The following is a 20,507-nucleotide window of genomic DNA, read 5'->3' as shown; positions in this document are numbered from 1 at the left end:
TCCTTAAAAATTCTTTCGCTACTATACACAATGTTACAATTCCGTTCCTGTCAAAACTGTGTAAACAAGCACTCATCTGACGTGTTTCATCGCTAAAAAACATAAACTTAGCAGTGAACCTAACAAAAAGTTATATAGTGTGCATGATGAATCTGTATTCGGACTAATCTTGAACAAGCCTATTTGTTAAAGTTATTAGTTTGTCACCATATCAACGAAGATGGCGACAAGATTGCTTTAATTTAATTACTTTTTATGCGGATATTCAGGGAAGAAACAGGAAGCTTGAATTACCGCACCTTTAATCATCAAACTTGCATTAGTTAGCAGTGGAGCTGAGTTGTGTTTGGAAGTCGTTTTGAAGATATCAACCTAAAAGGGGATGTGTTTGGTGGTGTGACCACCGCTATCATCTCTTTGCCATTAGCATTGGCATTTGGGGTGGCCTCTGGAGCTGGGGCAGAAGCCGGTTTGTGGGGGGCTATTTTAGTTGGATTGTTTGCCTCTCTATTTGGTGGTTCTAACTCGCTAATTTCTGAGCCTACAGGGCCAATGACGGTGATCATGACCGCGGTACTGACCAGTATGATGGCCAAATACCCAGAAACGGGCATGGCAATGACCTTTACGGTTGTGATGATGGCTGGTGCATTCCAGATTTTACTGGGCACATTAAAACTCGGTAAGTATGTAACTTTGATGCCTTACAGTGTGATCTCTGGGTTTATGTCTGGCATCGGCGTCATTCTGATTATCCTTCAGCTATCGCCACTGCTTGGCCACGCAGCCCCTTCCGGTGGTGTGCTAGGCACGTTATCCGCCTTCCCTGATACGGTGGCTAACATGAAGTTTAGTGAACTGTTCCTTGGGCTTCTGACATTGGGAATTTTATTCTTCTTCCCGAAGAAATACCGGAAATACGTTCCAGCTCAGCTCGTTGCGTTAATTGCTGTAACGCTTTTATCGGTGATAGTGTTTGATAGTGAGGATATTCGTCGTATCGGTGAAATTCCTGCGGGTTTGCCATCTTTGGTTATTCCACATTTTGATGCTTCGATGTTCATTGAGATGGTGATTGATGCATTGGTTCTGGGTACGCTGGGTTGTATTGATACGCTTTTAACTGCCGTGATTGGCGATTCGTTAACACGTAAAGAGCACGATTCAGATAAAGAACTTCGTGGCCAAGGGCTAGCGAACATGATTTCAGGCTTATTTGGCGCGCTGCCTGGGGCGGGAGCAACCATGGGAACGGTGACCAATATTCAAGTTGGCGCGCGTTCTCCGTTGTCCGGTGTGATTCGTGCGCTTGTGCTAGCCTTGGTGGTTCTGGTGGCAGGTGGCCTCACAGAGCCCATTCCGATGGCTGTCTTAGCGGGTATTGCCGTTTACGTTGGCTTCAATATCCTCGATTGGAGTTTCATCCAGCGAGCTCATAAAGTGAGTTTTGCAGGTATGGCGGTCATGTATGGTGTGATGCTGCTGACCGTTTTCGTCGATCTTATCGTTGCCGTCGGGTTAGGCGTTTTTATTTCCAATATTATTATTATTGAACGTTTGAGTCGCGAGCAGGCGCGTCAGGTTAAAGCGATCAGTGATGCGGATGAAAATGATGTGCCACTGACGGATAGCGAAAGAGCGTTGTTAGACAGTGCCAATGACAAAGTTCTGTTCTTCTATCTTTCTGGGCCGATGATATTCAGTGTGTCAAAAGCGATTTCTCGCCAGCACAGCAGTATCGCTGATTACGAGGTGATGATCCTCGATTTAACTGATGTTCCCATGATCGATGTTACCGTCGGTTTAGCCCTAGAGAATGCGATAAAAGATGCACTTGAAGCACATTGCCAAGTCTACCTATTGTGCCCTAACGAGGGTACAAGGCAACAGCTTGAAAAGTTCCATGTCATTGATTTGATACCAGAAGGCAATATGTATAAGTTCCGTTACGAAGCTCTCAAAGCGGCTTTGAAGCATGTTGACAGTGATGAACACCAGTTTCAATCCATCTAGTTTCGCCATACGCCGCTGATTGTCAGCGGCGTTTTTATTGAGTGGCAATATTTTATATTTCCAAATAAATCGAATTATGTAATTGTGTTCATCGTTATTCAACGATAAACTCGTTGGCAACTCGTGGCAGTCTAAGTGCACACGCACTCTACCCATACCTGCACCAACCAACGATTACACTGAAAACTATGTACGCATTAGAAATTGAACAACTCCGCAAAACGTATGCGGGGGGATTTGAAGCGTTGAAAGGCATCAGCCTCAACGTCGCCAAGGGAGATTTTTATGCCTTGCTCGGGCCTAATGGTGCGGGTAAGTCGACAACCATTGGCGTGATCTCTTCACTGGTTAATAAGACCTCAGGTAAGGTCAAAGTGTTTGGCTACGACATCGACCAAGATTTAGAGCTGGCAAAGCAAAATTTAGGTTTGGTTCCCCAAGAGTTTAACTTTAATCAGTTTGAAACGGTTGAACAAATCGTGCTTCAGCAAGCCGGTTACTATGGCGTGCCCCGCACATTAGCTAAGCAAAGAGCAGAGAAATACTTAACTAAACTCGATTTATGGGAAAAACGTAACGAACGTGCGCGAAACTTATCAGGTGGTATGAAGCGACGCCTGATGATTGCTCGTGCTCTGGTCCATGAGCCAAAGTTACTTATCTTGGATGAGCCGACGGCTGGTGTCGATATTGAGCTGCGCCGTTCTATGTGGGAATTTCTTAAGGAGATTAACCAAGAAGGCATCACGATTATTTTGACCACGCATTATCTCGAAGAAGCTGAGATGCTGTGTCGCAATATAGGTATTATCAGCAAAGGTGAGCTAATAGAAAACACCACAATGAAAGCACTGTTGAATAAACTTCATGTGGAAACCTTCATTCTTGATTTAGAAGATGGCGCAGAAGTGCCTCCATTGAAAGGGGTGAACAGCCAGAGTGTTGTCAATGGCTCATTAGAAATTGAAATCGAGAAGAGTGAGGGGCTCAATGCCATCTTTAGTCAGTTGACAGAGCAGGGTATCAAAGTACTGTCGATGCGTAATAAGGCCAATCGACTAGAAGAGTTGTTTGTGAATATTGTCCGCGAAGGAGGCCAATAAAATGTATCGTATTTATTGGACTGCTTTTTGTAGCCTACTGACCAAAGAAGTCAATCGCTTTACTCGAATTTGGGTCCAGACCTTGGTTCCACCAGCGATTACTATGACCCTGTACTTCATTATTTTTGGCAGCCTGATTGGCTCTCGAATTGGTGAAATGAACGGCTTCAGTTATATGGAATATATAGTGCCGGGATTGATCATGATGTCGGTGATCACTAACTCCTACTCCAATGTTGCCTCGTCATTTTTCAGTGCTAAGTTCCAGAAAAATATTGAAGAATTGTTGGTTGCCCCTGTCCCTAACTATGTGATTATTTGGGGTTTCGTCATGGGGGGAGTCGTACGTGGTTTATTGGTGGGGACGATAGTGACCTTTGTCTCGTTGTTCTTTGTCGACTTACAAGTGGATCATTGGGGGATCATCATCGCAACCGTATTTATGACGTCTGTGGTGTTCTCTTTGGGTGGGTTGATTAATGCGGTTTATGCGAAGACGTTCGATGATATCTCGATCATTCCGACATTTGTCTTGACGCCACTGACATATCTAGGTGGTGTGTTTTACTCAATTAGCCTGTTGCCAGATTTCTGGCAAGGTGTGTCGAAAATCAATCCAATTGTCTACATGGTCAATGCATTCCGTTACGGCTTTCTTGGGGTATCGGATGTTGGTATTGCAACGTCATTTGGCGTGTTAGGCATATTTGTTGTTGTACTTTACATTGTGGCTCATTACCTAGTGACAAAAGGTATTGGCCTGCGCTCGTAGCAAGCTGCTTTATTCAAAAAATAAAGGCTTGGCATAATGCCAAGCCTTTTCGTTTCCTAATTAAAATACCGTTTACTCTGTCGTCTCAGAAGGGGCTTCGGAATTGTCTTCTTCTTTCGCTTCAACAACCATTTCAACGACTTGATTATCAATCAGGCGGGCTTGGCCAAGAAATGCTGACATTAAAATCACAGCTTGAGTCGTTTCTGTGGTGATGGCTTGTAACGTTTGAGCATCTCGAATAAAGATTTCATCGGGGTGTAGGCCAGCAGCACGTAGCTGATCGCTAGCATCTTCAATGATCGAAGCGTAATCATCACGGCCACCGCGCATAGCGCTGCTGATCCAGCGCATTGTGCGAGCTAAAACAGGAGCCCTTTGACGCTCATCAATCGTCAGGAGGCCATTACGTGAGCTCATGGCAAGACCATCCATTTCACGCACTGTGGCCACACCGATAATATCAATATCCATTGCTAGATCTGCGGCCATTTTACGAATGACGGCTAACTGCTGGAAATCTTTTTCGCCAAAGCAAGCCACATCTGGCTGAACGATGTTAAACAGTTTTGTTACTACGGTTGCGACACCACGGAAGTGGCCAGGACGAGAAGCGCCCTCAAGGATATTTGATAACCCAGGGACCTCAATAAAGGTTTGTTTTTCCAGCCCTTCAGGGTAAATGACCTCTGGTGTTGGAGTGAAAACGATCTCGACGCCTTCACCGCTCAACTTACTTAGGTCTTCATCTAAAGTTCTAGGATAATTATTAAGATCATCGCTGCGATCAAACTGCATAGGGTTAACGAAGATACTGACGATGACAATGTCAGCATGTGCGCGCGCTTTGCGTACTAAAGTTAGGTGTCCTTCGTGGAGGTTACCCATGGTCGGAACAAAAGCGATTGTACGACCATCACGCTTATACTGTTTGATCTGCTCACGTAGAGCGGCAATTTCAGCAAAAGTTTGCATTAGTCAAATCCTTACGCAATTGTGTGAGCTTCGCTTGGGAATGCACCACTTTCAACTTCGTCTTTGTACATAGCTACAGCTTTACGCATGTCACCTGTTTCAGCAAGGAAGTTCTTTGAGAACTTCGGCATGTAGTTGGCTGAAATACCAAACATATCATGCATGACGAGGATCTGGCCGTCGGTCACATTGCCAGCGCCAATGCCAATAACAGGTACATCGCAGACTTCAGTGATGCGTGCTGCTAGCTCTTGAGGAACACATTCAAGGAGAATGATTTGCGCACCAGCTTCTTGTAGAGCGAGGGCGTCACGTACCATACGATCGGCTTTTTCTTGCTCACGACCTTGAATTTTAAAGCCGCCGAAGATGTTGACTGATTGAGGTGTTAAGCCAAGGTGAGCACAGACTGGAACGGCACGCTCTGTTAGCATTTTTACGGTTTCGACTAACCAGTCACCCCCTTCAATTTTTACCATGTTTGCACCTGCACGCATGATTTGTGCAGCGCTGTCACACGCTTGTTCTGGAGTGGCATAACTCATGAATGGCATATCCGCCATTAGCAAGCAGTTAGGGCTTCCAGCACGTACGCAACGTGTGTGATAAGCGATTTCTTCTACGGTGACAGGTAACGTATCGCGGGTACCCTGCAGTACCATTCCTAGTGAATCACCCACTAGCAGTACTGGCATTTCTTCACTTTCAAATAGCTGGGCAAAGCTAGCATCGTAAGCAGTTGAAGTCGCAAATTTACGACCTTCCTGCTTCCATTTCATCAGGTCGTTAATGGTAATTTTTTTCATGATTTTTCCTTTTAAGGAGTTGGCTATGATTGCCAAATACGCAGACCGTTTTGATCGACAACTTTGAGTAAGTCTTCCAGTCTGGTCCCACATGGGAGGGTTAAATTTGGTGCGATTTCTGCGAGCGGATAAAGCACGAATTCGCGCTCTTTCATTCCATAGTGTGGAACTGTCAGACGCTCGGAATCAATCACCTCATTGCCATAAAGAACAATATCTAAGTCGAGAGTTCTTGGCCCCCAACGTTCATCTTTACGGACACGCCCTTGTTCTTGCTCGATCGCTTGAGTACGGTCAAGCAGCTCAAAAGGCGTTAATTCTGTGTGGATTTCGACCACCGCATTAATGTAATCCGGCTGGTTTTGTGGCCCCATCGGAGTGCTACTGTACAGCATCGATGCCTGACTAAACTCAGATCTTGGTAGCTTTTTCAATGCATCAATCGCACTTTCTGCTTGGGCCACAGGATCGGCAAGGTTACTGCCGACAGCAATGTACGCCGTGATCATGATGTTGAAGCCTTGTTCTTTTTCTTACGAAATGGCTTACGACGACGTTTTTTACCTTGTTCTGGTGCGTCCGAATCCAGTTCGGAGACCATAGCTTGGCGCATGTTGCGTCCAGCATTTTGGAAGGTTTCCCACCATTTGGCTAATTGTCCCGTTTCACCGCCTTCTATTTCTCCTCTCATTTCCAGGAAATCGTAGCCGGCTCTAAACTTATTTAGCTCCATCAGTCGGAAAGCGCGCTTGCCATTTCGACGTGGCATGCGCAGTTGTAATTGCCAAATCTCACGAATAGTCGCGGTGTGACGGCGAGGAATCGCAATCGTGCGAACTTGCTCATCAAGAATGTAGTTGCTCGCTTCCATGATAGCGTCGTAGTAAGACAGCTTGCGCTTTTCCATCAGTAAGGCTGCGCGTTCTTGTAACGGGTACCACAACATAGCCGCGAACATAAATGCAGGGTTGATGCGTTTACCTTCTTCGATTCGTTGATCCGTTGAATCAAGAACCAAGTCAAGCATCTGCTCTGTTTTTGAAGAATACTCTTCCGTGAAGTCAGCTGAGATGATTGGGAATAACTGCTGGAAAAGATTGTATTCACGCATTAGGTGATAGGTTTCCAGTCCATATCCTGACTGGAGCATTTTCAGTGATTCTTCGTATAGTCGTGCAGATGGAATATCACCCAGCAGTGAAGACATTTCTTCGATCGGTGCTGCGGTGTCTTCTTCGATATCAAAGTCTAACTTTACGGCAAATCGGATGGCGCGAAGCATTCGTACTGGGTCTTCGCGGTAGCGTGTCTCTGGGTCGCCTATCAAACGTACCAGTCGATCTTCGAGGTCTTCATTACCGCCAGCGTAGTCGTGAATCGCATAGTCAGCAATGTTGTAGTACATGGCATTGATGGTGAAATCACGGCGCTCTGCATCTTCATCGATAGTGCCATAAACATTGTCACGTAGTAGCATTCCTTCTTTGGATTGCTGAGAGATATTCTTGCTGGTTTCTTGATGGTGGCCACGGAATGTCGCTACTTCAATGATGTCGCGGCCAAACATGATGTGTGCGAGACGGAAACGACGGCCGATGAGGCGGCAGTTTTTAAACAGCTGACGAATTTGTTCTGGTGTGGCATTGGTTGCGATATCAAAATCTTTAGGGTTTTGTCCCAGTAGCAGATCGCGCACACCACCACCGACTAGGAAGGCATCAAAGCCTGCACCATGAAGTCGGTATAGCACCTTCAATGCATTGTCACTGATTTGTTTGCGAGAGATATTATGCTCTTGGCGAGTAATAATGTTCAGAGATAACTCTGGATAACTGTCTTTTTCGCTTGGTGTATAGTCGTTTTTATTCATGTGCATTAATGACTCGTTACGCTGATTCCGCTTGGCGTGAACAGCGGTTGAGTGTGCCTAGTTAGGACTAGCTTATGATTCCGTTTATGCCCTTGGGGCGAATTTGCGGCTAATAATAGCTTACAGTGAGCGGTTTGAGAATCTTGGTGTGAGCTCTGTTGATTCTGGTAGCTGGTCAATTCGCCAGTTTGAGACGCCCCACTCAATGATTTCTGCCACACTAGCCTGTGTGATTTCTTTATGTATATCAAAACCTAAAAAGTGCATTGCTTCGATAAGAGCTGGCCGAGGCTGGCTGTTGTCGATAGCTGGAGCATGGTTTTGCTTGGATAACTTATGACCATTCTCATCCAATGCCAGTGGCAGATGAAGGTAACGGACAGGTGTCTTACCTAACATCTTATACATGCTGATTTGGCGGCCTGTCGGCTCAATCAGGTCTGCGCCGCGAACCACCTCTGTGATGCCTTGGTCAATATCATCCAATACTACTGCAAGGTTGTAAGCAAATAATCCATCCCGACGTTTTATAATAAAATCTTCATCTGCTAAGGGTTTAGGAATACTTAATTTACCGTGCTTTTGGTCATCAAAATCATAAACAGGATGTGTCATGGTTAAACGCACAGCACAATCTTTAGGATTGTTGAGGGCAAGGTGACGACACGCGCCATTATAAAAACCGCCCAGAGCTTTGATTTGCTTACGGGTGCATCGGCAATAATAGGCTTGCTGTGAATCTAGCCATTGCTCAATTTGGCCTTGATATAAGTCGTGGCGTTGACTTTGGAAGACGACTTCTTGGTCCCAGTGGAGTTGATAGGCTTCTAATGTCCGCAAGATCAAATCTGACGCACCGGGCATTTCTCTTGGTGGGTCAAGATCTTCTATTCGGACTAACCACTGTCCCTGTTGAGATTTTGCCTGAAAATAACTGCCCAAAGCGGCAACCAAAGAACCAAAATGCAATGGGCCAGAGGGAGAAGGGGCAAAACGGCCTATATAACTCATCATTTCCTGTCGTATCAAAATCAAAAAGGGAGCTTATGCTCCCTCTTACCTTAATGATTAAAAGCGCATGCTAGCCTTGCATCTGCTTTTCTTTGATTTCTGCCAGTGTCTTACAATCAATACACAGGTCAGCTGTCGGACGTGCCTCAAGGCGACGAATACCGATTTCAATGCCACAAGAATCACAGAAGCCAAATTCATCTTCTTCGATCTTGTTAAGCGTTTTCTCAATCTTCTTGATTAGGCGACGCTCGCGATCACGGTTACGAAGTTCAAGGCTGAATTCTTCTTCTTGAGAAGCACGGTCAACTGGATCTGGGAAATTTGCCGCTTCATCCTGCATGTGGTGCACGGTGCGGTCAACTTCTTCCCTGAGCTGGTTGCGCCATGCGGTCAAAATTTTTGTGAAATGAGCCAGTTGCTCTGGTGACATGTACTCTTCACCAGCTTTTTCTGTGTATGGCTCAACCCCTGCAATGGCTAGGATGCCTAGCGCTTTTTTCTTCGATTCTGGCATGCAGCATCTCCTACTAACACCTAGTCAACTGCGCTCGCAGTTAGATTTTAAGGCGGGTATCTATAGCAAAAAGAACAATTTGAGGCAAACTCTAGAGAGTAAAGTTGTTGTCAATGTGAAGGTGACATCATTTTTTCTCTCAATAGGTGAAATTGATGCGCTCCACCAGTTTTATCTCAGTGTTTGAAAGTTCTGCTTTATAGCACAGAACTTCAACTCCTTGGTCTTGTGCGTTTTTCAACAATTGTGAATAATTTGCGTCTATATGGTGTGCCGGAGAGACTTTTTCAATCCCTGAATGTAAAACAGTGAATAAAAGTACCGCTCTGCTTCCATTTTGTGCCATTTCTGTGAGCTCTCTCAGATGCTTTTGACCACGTGTGGTCACCGCATCGGGAAAGTAGCCCTGCCCGTGCCGTTCTTCATCAAGCAACGTCACGCTTTTTACCTCTATATAGCACGTTGGTTGATGTTGTGACTTGAGCAAGATATCAATCCGACTATTTTCATTGCCGTATTTGACCTCTGTCTTTAACTGTTCATAGCCTTGCAGCTCACTAATGACACCTGATTCTATCGCTTCCACTGCCAATTGATTGGCTCTTGCAGTATTAATGCATATACGGTGCCCAAGCGTTGTCTGTGTCAGTTCCCAGCTATTGGGGTATTTACGTTTTGGGTTGTCTGACGTTGAGTACCAAACGGTGTTGCCTACAGTAGCGCAGCCGGTCATCGCTCCGGTATTGGCACAATGAATAGTACGCTCGCTGCCGTCGGGTAGGGTAATGTCTGCCAAAAAGCGTTTGTAGCGTTTAATTAAGATGGCTGATTCAAGTTGGGGATCAAACTTCATTTGGGACTGGATTTATGTACAATATTCACATTATTACACCATAAGGTTTTTCCATTGTCACAGCTGCCTATCGAGAGCGTGATGCCTGAGTTGCTCTCGGCTGTACGCGAAAGCACTCAAGTCATCCTTAAAGCGGCGCCCGGTGCCGGTAAATCGACATACTTTCCCTTACAACTACTACGCAATAATGTGGTCGAAGGCAAAATTATTATGCTTGAGCCTAGGCGACTAGCGGCGCGCAATATTGCCCGTTACTTAGCCCAGCAATTAGGAGAGAGTGTAGGTCAGCAGGTTGGCTATCGAGTTCGTGGAGAAACTAAAGTCAGCCCTGAGACAAAACTTGAGATCGTGACCGAGGGCATCATGACCCGAATGATTCAATCTGATCCAGAACTCAATGGTGTCTCTCTACTGATTTTTGATGAGTTTCATGAGCGCAGCATTCATGCTGATACCGCGCTCGCGTTTAGCTTGGAAATTCAAGAAGCCTTAAGAGAGGATCTTAAGTTAGTCGTTATGTCTGCGACATTGGATGAGCGAGCATTGGGCCGATTGATGCCGGAAGCGAGCTACATTGAGTCGCAAGGACGCAGTTTTCCGGTTGAGTACAGATACCACCCGTTACGTCCCAATGAGCGATTTGAAGATGCAATGGTCAAACATATCAGTATGTTGCTCCATTCAGAGTCAGGGTCGTTGTTGTCGTTTCTCCCCGGTGTGGCGGCAATCAAGCGCATTGAAGAGCGGCTGACTGCATTGCCAGATGAGGTAGAGGTGTGCCCTTTGTACGGGCAGTTGGGTTTCACTCAGCAGCAAGCCGCGATTCAGCCTGCAGCTTCAGGTAAGCGCAAAGTGGTATTAGCGACGAATATTGCTGAAACTTCGCTGACCATTGAAGGTATTCGATTGGTGGTTGATGCAGGGTTGGAGCGAACCGCAAAGTTTGACATTAAAAGCGGTATTACTAGGCTTGAGCAAGTTCGGATCGCACAGTCGTCTGCGGAACAGCGGGCTGGACGTGCAGGGCGAGTTGAGCCCGGTATTTGTTTACGCTTATACAGTGAAGGTCAGTTAAATCAGCAGCCTGAAGTGCCTCAAGCCGAAATCTTGTACTCTGACCTTGCCGCTTTAAGTCTTGAACTTGCTCTGTGGGGAACGGTAGATGCGGCTGAACTAAACTGGCTCGATGAACCGCCTGTGAGCGGTTTGAGCCAATCTCGTTCTCTTTTACACAAGCTGGGATTATTGGATACCAATCATAAGTTAACGGAACGAGGTCGGTTAGCGAGCGAGCTTAGTGTTGAGCCACGCATCGCAGCTATGCTGACGCATTCAGCACAGCAAGATTGGGTTAATACTGCGGCGGCTGTTGCCGCTTTATTAGAAGAGCCTGAGCGTCATATTTTGGACTTTCTGCAGAGCATTGACCGCCTGAAGCGCGGCCAGCACAGCAAGCAAAAAATGGTTTTCCAACGGGCGCAAACATTGGCGCGTAAGTTGTCTGTCAACTTTTCTCTGGCGTCTGTTGATGAGGCTTTGGTTACGGCAGCTCTGGCTATCGCATTCCCTGACCGTATTGGGCAATTAAGAACTGGGCAGGCAGGTAAATTTCTTTTGGCTAATGGTCACGGGGCTGAAATGGTGGATGATGAACGATTGTCCACCTCGGAATACATAGTCGCGATTGAGCTCATGCGCAGTCACTCTGAGGCTTCCAAAGTATTCTCTGCAGTAGAGTTGGATTTATTGGCTGTCGAATCGTGGCTTTCTTCCCTGATTGATGACAAAGAGAATGTAGATTGGGATGAAAATAAAGGTCGACTGATTGCTGAGCAACATAGAACAATTGGTCGCTTGGTCATTAGTCGTCGTTCACTTCCAGAACCAGATAAGCAAAAAATGACTCAAGCTTTACTCAACTATGTCCGCCGTAAAGGACTCGATGCATTAAACTGGTCGGAAAAAAGTAAAGAAACCCTCGAACGTATTCGATGTGCGGCAGAGTGGTTGCCGGAGCAGCAATGGCCGGGAGTGTCGGATGTTGAATTACTGGATAATTTAGAGCAGTGGCTGGAGCCTTATCTTGTCGGAGTGACCTCACTGAAAGCATTAGCAAAAGTGGACTTGGAGCCGGCATTACAGGCTTATATCGCTTGGCCACTCAATCAAGAAATTGAACAATGGTTACCGACACACTATGTTGTGCCCACTGGGTCAAAAAAGAAGATACGCTATCAACAAGGCCAAGAGCCGGTACTTTCTGTTCGCATGCAGGAAATGTTTGGTGAGCAAACGTCGCCTCATATTGCTGATGGCCGAAAAACACTGGTTATGGAGCTGCTTTCTCCAGCTCAAAGGCCACTGCAAGTGACACGCGATTTAGCCAGTTTCTGGGCTGGGGCTTACAAAGAGGTGCAAAAAGAAATGAAAGGGCGTTATCCCAAGCATGTGTGGCCTGATGACCCAGCTAATCATGTGGCAACGACCAAAACTAAGCGACAAATGAACTCATGACCAAGAAAAAAACTACTACGAGCAGTAAAGCGAAAACAACCAAGAGACCAACTCGAAAGCGGGCTCAAACTCAATGTAAATCGTCCTCCAAAGGCCCACACCGCTGGTTGAAGACGCTATGGAGTGTGAGTTGGAAGTTAAGCTTGGCTGGTTTTGCTGTGCTTTTGTTTGTTGGGATTTACCTCGATAGTGTGGTCAAGCAACGCTTTGAAGGTCAGTTATTTGATCTCCCAACAGTCGTGTATGCGCGCATTCTTAACCTTTCTCCTGGCGATTCAATATCCATTCAAGAAGTGCGTAATGAGTTAGACGTACTCAATTACCGCAAAGTGCAGCAGCCGCGTTACCCTGGTGAGTACTCTTCCTCATCGACTAAGATTGAGCTGATTCGTCGCCCATTTGAGTTTACTGATGGGCCAGAGCCTGACCGTCATGTAATGCTGCATTTTGATCGTTCAGGACTGACGCGAATTCAGTCGCTTGAATCATCAGGCGATCTTGGTTATCTGCGCATTGAACCTAAAATGTTGGGCATGTTGGAAAAAAATCATGATGAGCAGCGCTTATTTTTGCGGCGAGATCAGTTCCCAGAGGTGATGGTTGATGCACTACTAGTGACCGAAGACAGAGATTTTTACCAGCATGATGGCGTATCACCTTTCGCTATTGCTCGGGCGTTAGTCGCCAATATCAAAGCTGGTCGCACCGTACAAGGCGGTAGTACGCTGACCCAGCAGTTAGCCAAGAACATTTTTCTTTCCAGTGACCGCACTTTGTGGCGTAAGATCCGTGAAGCTTACATCGCGTTGATCATTGATTATCGTTATAGCAAAGATCGCATCCTCGAAGGTTATCTTAATGAAGTGTACCTAGGTCAAAGTCGAGGTGAGGCTATTCACGGTTTTGGCTTAGCGTCGCGTTTGTATTTTGGGCAGCCGATTCAAGAGCTGAGAATCGATCAATTGGCCTTATTGGTTGGGATGGTTAAAGGTCCGTCCTATTACAATCCTATTCGCTTTCCTGAGCGTGCAAAAGAGCGCCGTGATTTAGTGTTGCGTTTAATGATGCAGCAGGGAATGTTGAGTGCTAACCAATTTGATATGGCAGCCAGCCGGCCGCTCGATATTCAAGACAATCCACGTATCGCCAGCCGTCAGCCTGCTTATTTCCAGCAACTGAAAATTGAGCTGAAAGAAAAAGTCGGTGATGCATTTCAGGCTGATATGGGGTTGAGGGTGTTTACTTCTCTCGATCCGGTTTCTCAACAAGAGCTGGAACAAGCGATTGCGAAGAAAATTCCTCAACTGAGTAAGGTCGCAGGGAAGTCTTTGGAAGGAGCGGCTATAGCCGTGGATCGACATACTGGAGAAATCCGCGCCATGGTAGGGGGAAAAAAGACCGGCTATGACGGTTTTAACCGCGCACTCAATGCCAGTCGGCAAATCGGTTCATTGGCGAAACCGGCGGTTTACCTAACGGCACTCGAACAACCTGATAAATACAACTTGGCGACTACTTTGCATGATAAACCTCTCAGCCTTAAAGGATCGAAGGGCAGCGTTTGGTCACCTCGTAATTACGATCGTAAGTTCCGGGGTGATGTACCTTTGTACATTGCACTGGCAAAGTCTCTCAATGTGCCGACGGTAGAGCTTGGGATGAAATTGGGAATCCCTAATGTAGTCAACACCTTGGAAAAGCTGGGGGTAGACCGTAATGAGATCCGTCCGGTGCCATCCATGTTCCTTGGTTCATTTACTTTAACGCCGTTTCAAGTCGCGCAGATGTATCAAACGTTAACGAACTCGGGTAAAAAAGCTCCACTCTCTGCACTGCGTTCAGTCGTTGATTTGGAAGGTAATGTTTTGTATCAGTCTTTGCCTCGTATGTCGCAAACTATTGACCAACAAGCGGCATGGCTAACGACGTATGCCATGAAGCGTGGTGTGCTTGAGGGAACAGGCCGTTATCTCAACAGCCAGTTTGGCTGGGCGGCTCTGGCTGGGAAAACCGGTACCAGTAACGATACTCGAGACAGTTGGTTTGTTGGCGTAGATGGCCGGGAAGTGACAACCATTTGGTTAGGTCGTGACGATAATAAACCGACAAAGCTGACAGGCTCTAGTGGTGCGCTACGAGTTTATGCAGAATATCTCAATCACCGCATACCAGAGAAACTGACGCTACCTTGGCCAAAAGGGATCAGTACACTCGGCTTTGCTTCCACAGAGCAGGGGAGCTTACAACTGGATTGCGATAACTCGTTTAAGTTGCCCGTTTGGGATGCTAACGGTGTGCTTAAACAGCAGTGTGACAATCAACCCACACAATGGATAAAAAAAATATTCAGTTGGTAAATCGTTGGGCGTATCTATTGCTCGATTCGGTGTATGAGAATGAGAAGGGAACTCTAGAGTGAGAAAACTAGTTTGGCTTCTAATCACGAATATAGTTGTGATGCCACAAGTCGCCTTTTCTGAGACGAAAAGAAAGCCAGAACCTGTAGAACGCCCCAAAATTGCGGTGGTTCTGGCTGGTGGTGGGGCGAAAGGCGCTGCCCATATCGGTGTTTTGAAGGCGCTTGAAGAGTTGAGAATTCCCGTCGACTTTATTACCGGTACCAGTATGGGAGCCTATGTTGGCGGTTTGTACTCGACAGGTATGAGTGCCGATGAAATTGAAGCTCTGATTGAAACGGTGGATTGGAATAGTGGTTACCGCGACCGTGTGGACCGAAGTGAACGTCGCGTGCGTGATAAAGAGTATGAAGACAGATACCAGTTGACCACAGATTTGGGGCTGCGCTGGGGAGAAGTGCATGCTGCTCGTGGTATTGTTCAGGGGCAGGGCATGTTAAAAATCTTGCGTGAAACCTCTGGTAACCTCCCCCCATTTACCTCTTTCGATGATCTTGCCATTCCTTACCGTTCGGTGGCCACCGACATTATTGAACTGACACCTGTCGTGATCGATAGCGGATACTTGGTCGATGCCATGATGGCGAGTATGTCGGTGCCAGGGGCACTTCCTCCTTACGCGTTAAATGGTCAGCTATTGGTCGACGGTGGAGTGACGAATAACATGCCAGTCAACATTGCCCGTAAGCTGGGAGCAGATGTGGTGATTGCTGTTGATATTAGTACGGACTATAAAGGCGAAGATGATTTCACGACTCTATTCACTATAGCGGATCAGTTATCCAATTATTTGGTTCGAAGTACTACCAATCGTCAAGCTAAAACTCTCATAGATCAAGATGTCCTCCTTCAACCGGAAGTTGGGGGGATGGAAACAACAGAATTCAATAAAATGCCTGAGGCTTTCGAGAAGGGCTATCAGGTTGCCATTGAGAATGAAGCATTACTGAAACGCTACAGTGTTTCGTCATCTCAGTATCAGGATTACATAGATAAGAAAGAAGATGCGAGACGTCGGTTACGTTATGGCGATGAAATCCAAGTCGAGCGAATCATCATCCACAATCACACTCACTACAGTGATGACGTGCTTAAAAAGCATCTTAACTTAAAAGTTGGACAACGATATCGCACCTCTGATGTAGAACAAAGTATCCAAGACCTTTATGCCTTAGACCGTTTTGAATTGATCACCTATCGCTATGAAAAGGTGGATGATCAAGAGGCGTTAGTAGTCAACGTTCGAGAAAAGTCTTGGGGTCCTAATTATGTCAATTTCCGCTTTTTCCTCGAAGATGATTTTGATACTGACAGTCAATATTCTATCGGGGTGTCGACTAATTTTACTGACCTCAATGAATACGGTGCAGAATTTACCCTCAATTTGGAAATGGGCACGGACAAACTGATTGAAGGTCAGCTCTATAGTCCGTTGTTCTCTAGCTCAGATCTCTTTACGACGTTGGGAGTTACATTCAGTAATGAGAAGGTTAATGTACCTTTTGACGGAGTGGAAGAACCCTCATTGAAAGCGACTCAGGACTTTCTCCCGGTATCGTTTACTGAATGGGAGTCGGAGTGGGCGATTGGCTATCAAGATACTTTATGGCGCCGATTTAAAGTGGGAGTCAGGTATACGGATGGGTCAGGTGAGCTAGCTTCGGTCCCCTCATTGGGAGATGTCTCATTTAGGAGATTGGGAGCCTTTGCTAATTATCGTCTCGATACATTGGATAACTTCAGCTTGCCAAGTCGAGGGCTGTATCTCAACTTAGATTATTTAGTGTCCCATGATGAGAGTGTTGGTAGCTCCGGTAGTGTGTTTGATGGTCATGACGAAGACACGGCTTATGAGTACGGCGCTAAGATCATTTATGCTAACAGTTTTTCTCGACATACTTTGGTCGCAAATCTTGATGTGGGGGTTGTTGAGAGCAAAAACTCGTCATTGATTATTGACCCTAAGGAACTTGGCGGCTTCCTTAATTTGTCGGGTATCCCACGTAACAGTTTGATTGGTCAAAATAAAGCGTTTGGCAGTTTGGTATACCGTTATCGTTGGTTTGATAATGATTTCGGCTTGTTCTCATCACCATTCTATCTCGGTGCGTCTTTTGAGTATGGAGGAGTGTGGTCGGATCCAAGTATCAAGCTGGATGACGCCCCTTTATACGCGGCAGGTTCCGTATTTGCTGGGATTGATTCTCCCGTTGGGCCTATCATGCTTGGTTATGGTCGAACCGAGCAAAACTATGACTCAGTTTATCTGATCATAGGAACAAGTTTTAAATAGTTATGCAATGAGTGATTTGGTCGATTATGCGTTCTCGTCACATGAAATTGACGAAATTAAGCGAAGAAAATCATAGAACTTTAGTCTTAAGTTGCTATGTTGGTCAAAATGATGAGATTTTAATTTATCGTTAAATTTGCTATTCTACCGCCCACAGTTTGGCCTCTTTGGCACTGTTTCTCACTCAAAATGAATGAAAAATATGGCAAAAAGGAGAGCCAAGTTTCCAAGGATGTTCACTTCGTTACGTTGAATAATAGTAATAATAACGAAGGAACCGCAATGAGAGGAAAAAGTCGTGCTTGAAGCCTACCGTAAACACGTCGAAGAGCGTGCTGCTGAAGGAGTTGTTCCTAAACCACTAGACGCTGAGCAAGTTGCTGGTCTTGTCGAACTTCTGAAAAATCCCCCTCAAGGTGAAGAAGATTTTATTCTTGACCTGTTAGAAAATCGTATCCCTCCTGGTGTTGATGAAGCTGCCTATGTTAAAGCAGGTTTTCTGACGGCAATTACCAAAGGTGAAGTGGAATCACCACTTGTTAGCCGTGAAAAAGCAGCTGAGCTGTTGGGAACGATGCAAGGTGGCTACAATATCGCGCCACTTGTTGACCTTCTTGATGATGACGCTTTGGCACCCATTGCAGTAAAAGCGCTATCTCACACGCTACTGATGTTCGATGCTTTCTATGACGTAGAAGAGAAAGCCAAAGCAGGTAACTCATACGCACAGCAAGTACTTCAGTCATGGGCTGATGCTGAGTGGTTTACCTCAAAAGAAAAAGTGGCTGAAAAAATCACGGTTAAAGTCTTTAAAGTGACTGGTGAAACCAACACCGATGACTTATCTCCAGCGCCTGATGCTTGGTCACGTCCAGATATTCCAGTGCATGCGAAAGCGATGCTTAAAATGGAGCGTGAAGGGATTAACCCAGATCAGCCGGGTAGTGTCGGTCCAATCAAACAAATTGAAGAACTGCAAAAAGATGGTATCCCTTTAGCGTATGTGGGTGATGTCGTCGGTACAGGCTCTTCACGTAAGTCAGCGACCAACTCAGTGCTATGGTTCATGGGAGAGGATATCCCTTACGTACCGAATAAACGCACTGGAGGCATTTGTCTAGGTGGTAAAATCGCGCCAATCTTCTACAACACAATGGAAGATTCCGGAGCTCTACCGATCGAGTTGAACGTTCAAGACATGCACATGGGAGATGTGATTGACATCTACCCATATGAAGGTGTTGTGCGTAAAGATGGTGCAGAAATTTCAAACTTTGAACTGAGCAAAGTGCTTCTTGATGAAGTACGTGCTGGTGGTCGTATTCCATTGATCATTGGTCGTGGTTTGACAAGCCGTGCTCGTACTTCTCTTGGTCTAGAAGAAACCGATTTGTTTGCTAAGCCTGTTGATCCAACGGCTTCAGACAAGGGCTACACACTCGCTCAGAAGATGGTTGGTAAAGCTTGTGGTGTTGAAGGCGTTCGTGCTGGTCAATATTGTGAGCCTAAAATGACAACAGTAGGTTCTCAGGATACAACGGGCCCTATGACGCGTGATGAGCTAAAAGACCTAGCATGTCTTGGCTTCTCTGCTGATCTTGTGATGCAGTCTTTCTGTCATACTTCTGCTTATCCAAAACCAGTCGACGTAAACACACACCATACGCTACCTGATTTCATCATGAACCGTGGTGGTGTCTCACTTCGCCCAGGTGACGGTATTATCCACTCTTGGCTAAACCGTATGCTATTGCCTGATACGGTCGGGACAGGCGGTGACTCACATACTCGTTTCCCGTTGGGTATTTCGTTCCCGGCAGGTTCAGGTCTAGTCGCGTTCGCAGCGGCAACGGGTGTTATGCCATTGGATATGCCTGAATCTATTTTGGTGCGTTTTAAAGGTAAGATGCAACCAGGTATCACACTACGTGATTTGGTTCATGCAATCCCTTACTACGCGATTCAGCAAGGTCTATTGACGGTAGAAAAAGCTGGTAAAATCAATGAATTCTCAGGCCGTATTCTAGAGATTGAAGGCCTAGAAACTCTGACAGTGGAGCAAGCATTTGAATTGTCTGATGCTTCTGCTGAGCGTTCTGCGGCCGGTTGTACGGTTAAACTGTCTCAGGAGTCAATCGAAGAGTACCTAAACTCGAATATCACCATGCTGAAGTGGATGATTTCGGAAGGTTATGGCGACCGCCGTACGATCGAGCGTCGTATTTCAGCGATGGAAGAGTGGCTAGCGAATCCTGAATTGATGGAAGCGGATAAAGATGCTGAATACGCACATGTCATTGAAATCGACATGGCTGAAATCAGCGAACCAATCTTATGTGCACCAAACGACCCTGATGATGCTCGCCTTCTATCAGAAGTGCAGGGCACTAACATTGACGAAGTGTTCATTGGTTCTTGTATGACCAACATAGGCCACTTCCGTGCGGCAGGTAAGTTGCTAGAGCAATATGGTGGCCAATTAGATACTCGTTTATGGGTTGCTCCACCGACTAAGATGGATCGCGATCAGCTCACTGAAGAAGGTTACTACGGTATTTATGGTCGCGCCGGGGTGCGTATCGAAACCCCAGGCTGTTCATTGTGTATGGGTAACCAAGCACGTGTGGCAGATAAGGCGACAGTAATGTCGACATCGACACGCAACTTCCCGAACCGTTTAGGTACGGGAGCTAATGTTTTTCTAGCTTCCGCTGAACTTTCAGCAGTCGGTGCAATTCTAGGTAAGATTCCAACCAAAGAAGAGTACTTAGAATATGCCAAGCAGATTGATGCGACAGCGGCTGATACCTATCGCTACTTGAACTTCCATAAGATGGATCAGTATACCAAGAAAGCGGATTCGGTGATTTTCCAAGAACCAGCTTAAGCTTTCTAAAAGCGAACGATAAAGCGTCTGCCTCGGCAGGCGCTTTTTTGTGCTTTTCATACACACTCTATATACTCTTCGCTCGGTTTTTATGAGGCAGCACGATGGAATTTGAATTTATCCGAAATACATTGATGGGCGAGTACTATGTAAAGTTGAGTATGGGCCATGAAATTGTGGGTCGATGGCTGCAAGAAGAAATAGGTAAGGATTGGCAAAAAATAGCGCAGGTAGAGTCTTTGCTCACGTCTGTCCATCAATCTCCGCTCAAAGAACACGCTATGGAGGGCACTGAAATCTCTATCTTGATTCAAGGGGATGAAGTTACTGTGCAAGAAAATGTATTGGCACACGGCGATGTAATGGAAGAGGGCAGTGAACTTAATTTTTATAACAGTGAGAGCATAGCTTGCTGTGGGTTGGATGACTTCGAGCTCGTACTTGAACAATGGAAGGAATTCCTGACTACCAAATAG

The 20,507-nt window shown here is 46.0% G+C and carries 15 protein-coding genes; 8 read left to right on the top strand and 7 right to left on the bottom strand.

Annotated features, from left to right (window positions below; all coding sequences use genetic code 11):
* Positions 1-342: 342 nt before the first annotated feature.
* The 3 genes from L1D31_RS14505 to L1D31_RS14495 all read left to right on the top strand — a co-directional run bounded on the left by L1D31_RS14505 (position 343) and on the right by L1D31_RS14495 (position 3,888).
* Complete coding sequence (locus tag L1D31_RS14505; RefSeq protein ID WP_239837803.1) at positions 343-2,013, top strand: SulP family inorganic anion transporter; 1,671 nt, start codon at positions 343-345, stop codon at positions 2,011-2,013.
* Between the two features lie 188 nt (positions 2,014-2,201).
* Entirely contained in the window at positions 2,202-3,116 is a 915-nt protein-coding gene (locus tag L1D31_RS14500) for an ABC transporter ATP-binding protein (RefSeq protein ID WP_239837859.1), read from the top strand.
* Position 3,117: 1 nt separating this feature from the next.
* Positions 3,118-3,888 carry an ABC transporter permease gene (locus L1D31_RS14495; protein WP_239837802.1) on the top strand — a complete coding sequence of 257 codons (771 nt, stop codon included), beginning with the start codon at positions 3,118-3,120 and terminating at the stop codon, positions 3,886-3,888.
* Positions 3,889-3,960: 72 nt separating this feature from the next.
* Here L1D31_RS14495 and panC read toward each other — a convergent pair whose 3' ends face one another.
* The 7 genes from panC to sfsA all read right to left on the bottom strand — a co-directional run bounded on the left by panC (position 3,961) and on the right by sfsA (position 9,920).
* Positions 3,961-4,863, bottom strand: a complete 903-nt coding sequence (gene panC, locus L1D31_RS14490) for a pantoate--beta-alanine ligase (RefSeq protein ID WP_239837801.1) — start codon at positions 4,861-4,863, stop codon at positions 3,961-3,963.
* An 11-nt stretch (positions 4,864-4,874) separates the two neighbouring features.
* Positions 4,875-5,669 carry a 3-methyl-2-oxobutanoate hydroxymethyltransferase gene (gene panB, locus L1D31_RS14485; protein ID WP_239837800.1) on the bottom strand — a complete coding sequence of 265 codons (795 nt, stop codon included), beginning with the start codon at positions 5,667-5,669 and terminating at the stop codon, positions 4,875-4,877.
* 23 nt (positions 5,670-5,692) lie between these two features.
* Positions 5,693-6,178, bottom strand: a complete 486-nt coding sequence (folK, locus tag L1D31_RS14480) for a 2-amino-4-hydroxy-6-hydroxymethyldihydropteridine diphosphokinase (protein WP_239837799.1) — start codon at positions 6,176-6,178, stop codon at positions 5,693-5,695.
* A complete protein-coding gene (gene pcnB / locus L1D31_RS14475) occupies positions 6,175-7,545 on the bottom strand; it encodes a polynucleotide adenylyltransferase PcnB (RefSeq protein WP_239837798.1) in 1,371 nt (456 codons plus the stop codon). Before pcnB ends, folK begins: the two co-directional genes overlap by 4 nt.
* 114 nt (positions 7,546-7,659) lie before the next feature.
* Positions 7,660-8,550 carry a tRNA glutamyl-Q(34) synthetase GluQRS gene (gene gluQRS, locus L1D31_RS14470; protein WP_239837858.1) on the bottom strand — a complete coding sequence of 297 codons (891 nt, stop codon included), beginning with the start codon at positions 8,548-8,550 and terminating at the stop codon, positions 7,660-7,662.
* 70 nt (positions 8,551-8,620) lie between these two features.
* Entirely contained in the window at positions 8,621-9,067 is a 447-nt protein-coding gene (dksA, locus tag L1D31_RS14465) for an RNA polymerase-binding protein DksA (RefSeq protein WP_006958112.1), read from the bottom strand.
* 139 nt (positions 9,068-9,206) lie between these two features.
* Positions 9,207-9,920 (bottom strand): DNA/RNA nuclease SfsA, encoded by a 714-nt coding sequence (gene sfsA / locus L1D31_RS14460; protein WP_239837797.1) that lies wholly within the window; start codon positions 9,918-9,920, stop codon positions 9,207-9,209.
* A gap of 54 nt (positions 9,921-9,974) precedes the next feature.
* Between sfsA and hrpB the strand changes: the two genes are divergently transcribed.
* The 5 genes from hrpB to L1D31_RS14435 all read left to right on the top strand — a co-directional run bounded on the left by hrpB (position 9,975) and on the right by L1D31_RS14435 (position 20,507).
* Positions 9,975-12,434 carry an ATP-dependent helicase HrpB gene (hrpB, locus tag L1D31_RS14455; protein ID WP_239837796.1) on the top strand — a complete coding sequence of 820 codons (2,460 nt, stop codon included), beginning with the start codon at positions 9,975-9,977 and terminating at the stop codon, positions 12,432-12,434.
* Positions 12,431-14,791, top strand: a complete 2,361-nt coding sequence (gene mrcB / locus L1D31_RS14450; protein WP_239837795.1) for a penicillin-binding protein 1B — start codon at positions 12,431-12,433, stop codon at positions 14,789-14,791. Before hrpB ends, mrcB begins: the two co-directional genes overlap by 4 nt.
* A gap of 100 nt (positions 14,792-14,891) precedes the next feature.
* Positions 14,892-17,144 carry a patatin-like phospholipase family protein gene (locus L1D31_RS14445; protein ID WP_239837857.1) on the top strand — a complete coding sequence of 751 codons (2,253 nt, stop codon included), beginning with the start codon at positions 14,892-14,894 and terminating at the stop codon, positions 17,142-17,144.
* Positions 17,145-17,442: 298 nt separating this feature from the next.
* On the top strand, positions 17,443-20,031 hold the full coding sequence (gene acnB / locus L1D31_RS14440; RefSeq protein ID WP_239837794.1) for a bifunctional aconitate hydratase 2/2-methylisocitrate dehydratase: 2,589 nt from the start codon (positions 17,443-17,445) through the stop codon (positions 20,029-20,031).
* Between the two features lie 104 nt (positions 20,032-20,135).
* Positions 20,136-20,507, top strand: a complete 372-nt coding sequence (locus tag L1D31_RS14435; RefSeq protein WP_239837793.1) for a YacL family protein — start codon at positions 20,136-20,138, stop codon at positions 20,505-20,507.

Origin of the sequence: Vibrio sp. Isolate23, assembly GCF_022398095.1 — a bacterium.
GTDB lineage: Bacteria > Pseudomonadota > Gammaproteobacteria > Enterobacterales > Vibrionaceae > Vibrio > Vibrio coralliilyticus_A.
This window is presented reverse-complemented; position numbering and strand designations above follow the sequence as displayed.